The following is a 1,905-nucleotide window of genomic DNA, read 5'->3' as shown; positions in this document are numbered from 1 at the left end:
CCGCTGCCTGCGGGTGGTGCACGGCAAGGGCCTGGGCTCGCCCGGCAGGACCCCGGTGCTCAAGGCCAAGGTGCAGGGCTGGCTGGTGCAGAAGAAGGAAGTGCTGGCCTTCGTGCAGGCACGCGGGGACGAGGGCGGCGCCGGGGCGCTGGTGGTGCTGCTCAAGCCGCTGGGGCCGGGGGTGTGAAGGTGGGATGCTCGCCGCCGATGGCGCAGGACGCGTGGCGCCTCTTCACCGGTGAGTAGTGTCGTCCTCCAGAGTCCGGCATAGTGGGGGCATATCCAGCTGTCCCGACATGTCAGACGTCCAAGCCATCGAAGACGCAATCCGTTCCCTCCCTCCGAAGGAGCTGGCGGAGTTTCGGCGGCAGGGTGTTCAGCGTGCGCGTGGGTTTGCACTACCGGGCACTTGGCGTGCCAGTCGATGGCGGCGTCCACTGGTTCTGGATCGGAACCCATGCCGAGTACGACAAGCTTGTCGGTTGACGGACCCATTGACTCCGGGTTGGACAGGGCGTTCAGGCCGGCGGCTCGGGCTGGCCGATGCGCTGCAGTGCATCTCGGGCCGTGACGATCGGGATGCCCTCGTAGTTGCCCATGGGCAGCAGGTCGCGCCGGTCTCCGGAAGCAATCAGGTCTGCACCAGCGGCAAGCGCAGCGGCCAGGACGTGATCGTCATCAGGGTCAGACGGCACCACCCGCGGCACCGCTTCGGGCGCTACGACGAGAAAGATCGCTCGCAGGTCCTGCACCAGCGCCTCGGCGTTCACGCCGGCCTGCTCGAGCCGCTTGGACAAGTGCGAGCGCTGCAGCACCTCTTGCAACTCTGCCAGCAGCACTTCGCTTGTGCATGGTTCGAATGCGCCGGTTCGCGCCGCATCGAGCAATTGGCGCGGCACGCCGGGGGAGATCACCGCCGAAACCAGCAGATTGGTATCGAGGACGACGCGCACGTCAGAGCGCGCTGCCTAAGGCCGCTGACGGGCAGAGGAGGGCACGTTGTACTCTCCCTCCCCCCGGCGTTCGCGCCGGAGCGCCTGTATCGCTTGCTCGACTTCATCGCCACTCACTGGCGGCAGATCCAGCGCATCAAGCTTGTCCAGGCTCTGCCCCAGGCGGTGGGCTGCCTGCTGGCGCTCTTCGCGCGACGCCAGGAACTCCACGAAGTCCACCACCTCCGCAATGCGATTGGGCGGCAGCTTCTGCAGGCGCTGCAGCAATTTCGATTCAAGGGCTGTCATCGTTGGCTCCCAAGTGACTCAGTTTTCGCCAGTCCTTTTCGAACTGCCTTGTGTAGTCCGCCCTTCGTGGCAGCGCGGCGCGTTTCGGGCTTGTCGGTGCCTGCTTCGAGGCCATCGAAAAGCTCCTGCGCGGAGTCGTACCGGCCAGGCAGTTCTCGTGCTTCCTGCATGGCGGCTGCGGTCAGCGCCGTCGGGTGCCTGACGTCGAAGGGCACCCCTCCGACCTGCACGACCTGCCGCAGGAACAGCCGGATGGCGCCGCTCAGATCCAGGCCCACGGCCGCCAGCACGGCAGTGGACCGCTCTTTCAACTCGGGTTCGATGCGGGAGCGAACCTCCGCCGATTTCCTTTGTTTGCTCGATGCCATGGCGCGTGCCCCTTCCGAATGCCTCATTGTAGCGGCGGTGTAGCCACAACGGGCCGGCATTCACCGCTTCCCTTGACAGCTCCTTGGACCCTCAAAGCAACCCCCGCTCCGCCATCGACAGCGCGTGCCCCGGCGCAACGATCACGTGGTCCAGCACCCGCACGTCCACCAGTGCCAGGGCGGCCTTCAGGGTCTGGGTGAGCGCCTCGTCGGCGCGCGAGGGGTTGACGGTGCCGCTGGGGTGGTTGTGCGCGAGCACGACCGAGGCGGCCTCGTGCTGCAAGGCCCTGACGACA

5 protein-coding genes are annotated in these 1,905 nt (G+C 66.7%); 1 reads left to right on the top strand and 4 read right to left on the bottom strand.

Going from position 1 to position 1,905, the window contains the following annotated elements:
* The coding region (locus tag V6M63_RS16395; RefSeq protein WP_332743603.1) for a Smr/MutS family protein at positions 1–187 on the top strand (187 nt) is incomplete at its 5' end.
* A 331-nt stretch (positions 188–518) separates the two neighbouring features.
* Here the strand turns inward: V6M63_RS16395 and V6M63_RS16390 are convergent.
* The 4 genes from V6M63_RS16390 to V6M63_RS16375 all read right to left on the bottom strand — a co-directional run.
* Positions 519–953 carry a putative toxin-antitoxin system toxin component, PIN family gene (locus V6M63_RS16390; protein ID WP_332743602.1) on the bottom strand — a complete coding sequence of 145 codons (435 nt, stop codon included), beginning with the start codon at positions 951–953 and terminating at the stop codon, positions 519–521.
* A 15-nt stretch (positions 954–968) separates the two neighbouring features.
* Complete coding sequence (locus V6M63_RS16385; RefSeq protein ID WP_332743601.1) at positions 969–1,241, bottom strand: DUF2281 domain-containing protein; 273 nt, start codon at positions 1,239–1,241, stop codon at positions 969–971.
* Positions 1,238–1,609 (bottom strand): type II toxin-antitoxin system RelB/DinJ family antitoxin, encoded by a 372-nt coding sequence (locus V6M63_RS16380; protein ID WP_332743600.1) that lies wholly within the window; start codon positions 1,607–1,609, stop codon positions 1,238–1,240. The genes V6M63_RS16385 and V6M63_RS16380 overlap by 4 nt, the downstream gene beginning before the upstream one ends.
* A gap of 91 nt (positions 1,610–1,700) precedes the next feature.
* A partial coding sequence (locus V6M63_RS16375; RefSeq protein WP_332743598.1) for a JAB domain-containing protein occupies positions 1,701–1,905 on the bottom strand: 205 nt, incomplete at its 5' end.

Origin of the sequence: Hydrogenophaga sp. (genome assembly GCF_036675665.1) — a bacterium.
Taxonomy (GTDB): domain Bacteria; phylum Pseudomonadota; class Gammaproteobacteria; order Burkholderiales; family Burkholderiaceae_C; genus Hydrogenophaga.
Note: the sequence above shows the minus strand (reverse complement) of the source record. Positions and strands in the feature narration are given on the sequence as shown.